The organism is Protofrankia sp. CiP1_Cm_nod3 (genome assembly GCF_982290655.1).
Genome location: NZ_CEVIVD010000140.1, coordinates 2,827 through 5,390 on the forward strand (window position 1 = coordinate 2,827; position 2,564 = coordinate 5,390).

Annotated in this window: 2 protein-coding genes; one reads left to right on the forward strand and one right to left on the reverse strand. The window is 72.3% G+C overall.

What is annotated here, in order from left to right:
- Positions 1–246: 246 nt before the first annotated feature.
- A complete protein-coding gene (locus AC5LUJ_RS19935) occupies positions 247–696 on the forward strand; it encodes a hypothetical protein (RefSeq protein ID WP_445548778.1) in 450 nt (149 codons plus the stop codon).
- Between the two features lie 239 nt (positions 697–935).
- On the opposite strand, the gene AC5LUJ_RS19940 is transcribed toward AC5LUJ_RS19935, so the two are convergent.
- Entirely contained in the window at positions 936–2,447 is a 1,512-nt protein-coding gene (locus tag AC5LUJ_RS19940; RefSeq protein ID WP_250286221.1) for an acyl-CoA carboxylase subunit beta, read from the reverse strand.
- Positions 2,448–2,564 lie beyond the last annotated feature (117 nt).

The window sequence follows — 2,564 nt, forward strand, 5'->3', positions numbered from 1 at the left end:
GTGAGTCGGGGATCGTGAGTCGGGATGGCGGGGCGGCGGGCCGGTCCTTTTGTTCGGAAAAAAAGATGGCTTGTTCCGGTACATCCGTCGCGGCGGACATCGGCCAGGTCGTGGTATTCCGGCGGAATAGGACGGCTGGCGTGTCGGGAACGGGGTGCTGATGTATCTGTTGTCTCGAGTTGACGCCGCCTGGTAGCGAAGTAGTTTTATTCCTACAAATAGCTGGCTCGCGGTGGAGGCGATCGTATGGAGCAGCAGCAGGCGCAGGAGCTGGAGCAGCGGCTGCGGGGGGACTGGGAGCAGATCCGCCACCAGATCCTCGATCAGTTCGTCCAGGTCAGCATCGCGGACCTGGAGGCCGCCACCAGCGTCAACGATCTCGTACGGCGGATCGCCGACAGGTCGCACCACACCGAGCCCTACGTCGAGACGCGGCTGCGCGAACTCGTCGGTGTCACGGTGCCGGGCGCGCAGGCCGGGCAGGCCGCGCAGGCCGAGAGCGGAGGTGAGGGGACGCGGCCGGGCGCCGAGGCCCAGGGTGAGGGCAGCGGGCCGGCCACGGCGGAGGCAGGCGGGCAGCCGGGTGCCGAAGCGGAGCAGGGCGGTGAGACGAGGGATTTCAGCCAGCCAGCGGAACCGTTCGGTGGGCCACGGCAACCGTTCGGTGGCTCGGAGGACCCGCAGCAAGAATCGTGAAACCGGTGGCAGGACCTATCGTGAGACCGGTGGAAAAACCGGTGATCGGGCTCTTCCGGCTGATTTTCCCGGACTGATTCCGGCCGGCCCGGATCCGGCCCGGCCGGATCCGGGCCGGTGCCAGCGTGGGTTCCGGGGCGCCGGCCGGGGAAATTCCCGGCCGTCGTCCCGAGGCATGTTCCCGGCGGGCCGCTCGCCGGGAACATGCCTGCCGGGAACATGCCTGCCGGGGGCTCCGGTTACAGCGGGATGTTGTTGTGGCCGCCGCGGGGGCCGGCCGTGGTGAGGCGCTCGTCCGCGGCGGGGTGTTCGGCCGCGGTGGCGAAGGTCCGCGCGAGGGTGCGGCGGGTGCGGGCCGGGTCGATGACCTCGTCGACGACGCCGAGGGACAGGGCGCGGTCGACACCCCCGGCGACCCGCTGGTGCTCGGCGACGAGCTGGGCGCGCAGCTCCTCGCGCCGCTCGTCGTCCGCGGCGGCGGCCAGCTTCCGGCGGTGCAGGATGCCGACGGCGGCCTCCGCCCCCATGACGGCGACCTCGGCCTGCGGCCAGGCGTAGACGGCGGTCGCGCCCAGCGAACGGGAGTTCATCGCGATGTACGCCCCGCCATAGGACTTCCGCGTGATCAGGGTGACGCGGGGCACCACCGCCTCGGCGAAGGCATGCAGCAGCTTCGCGCCCCGGCGGACCACACCGTCCCACTCCTGCCCGACGCCGGGCAGGTAGCCGGGCACGTCGACGACGACCAGCAGCGGCACGCCGAACGCGTCGCACATGCGCACGAACCGGGCGGCCTTCTCCGCGCTCAGCGAGTCCAGGCAGCCGCCCTTGCGGATCGGGTTGTTGGCGACGACTCCGACCGTGTGCCCGCCGAGGCGGCCGAGGCCGATGACGATGTTGGGTGCCCAGCGGGGCTGCAGCTCCTCGAAGGCGTTCCACGGCCCGGCGCCGTCGAGGATCTCCAGCAGCAGCGGGCGGACGTCGTAGGCGCGCCGCGCCGTCGCGGGCAGCAGCTCGCGCAGGTCCCGGCCGTCGTCCACGGTGTCCGGGTCGAAACGGCCGGGGCGGGTGAGCAGGCCGGTGATCCGGCGGGCCCGGACGAACGCGTCGTCCTCGGTGTCGACGGTGACGTGCACGACCCCGGAGCGGCGGCCGTGCGCGTCGACGCCGCCGAGGTCCGCCATGTCGATCTGCTCGCCGGTCACGCTGCGCACGACGTCGGGGCCGGTCACGAAGATCCGGCCGGACGTCGACATGATCACGATGTCGGTCAGCGCGGGGCCGTAGGCGGCGGCGCCGGCGGCCGGGCCGAGCACCACCGATATCTGCGGCACCCGGCCCGAGGCCCGGGTCATGGCCGCGAACATCCGGCCGGCGCCGTCGAGGGACTCGACCCCGTCCGCGAGCCGGGCGCCGCCGGAGTGCCACAGCCCGATCACCGGCCGGCCCTCGCGCACCGCCGTGTCGATGGCGTCGACGATGTGATGGGCGCCGCCGAGGCCGAGAGCGCCGCCCATCACCGTCGCGTCGGTGCAGTAGGCGAGGACGGGGGCGCCGTCGATCCGCCCGCGCACGGCGAGCACGCCGGTGTCGTCGGCGGGGTGCAGGGCGGTCACGGAGCCGGTGTCCAGCAGCTGGGCCAGGCGTGCCGCGGGGGCTCTCCGATCGGCCTGGACGTCGTCGTCGGCGGCGGGCCGGGGAAGAGCGATCCTGGCAACGGCGTCCTCGGGACGAGCCGTCAACCCTGTCATCTGCTGCCTCCTCCTGGCGAACCCCGGCGCATCCGGCGGGTTCGGCGAACAACGGTGAATGACGAACAGCGATATGTGGCGAACAGCGGTGAATGACGAACAGTGACGCATGGCGGA

Bases quoted from the DNA above. Each gene is read 5' to 3' on its own strand.
- AC5LUJ_RS19935 (WP_445548778.1), top strand. From the start codon at position 247: ATGGAGCAGCAGCAGGCGCAGGAGCTGGAGCAGCGGCTGCGGGGGGAC.
- AC5LUJ_RS19940 (WP_250286221.1), bottom strand. From the start codon at position 2,447: ATGACAGGGTTGACGGCTCGTCCCGAGGACGCCGTTGCCAGGATCGCT.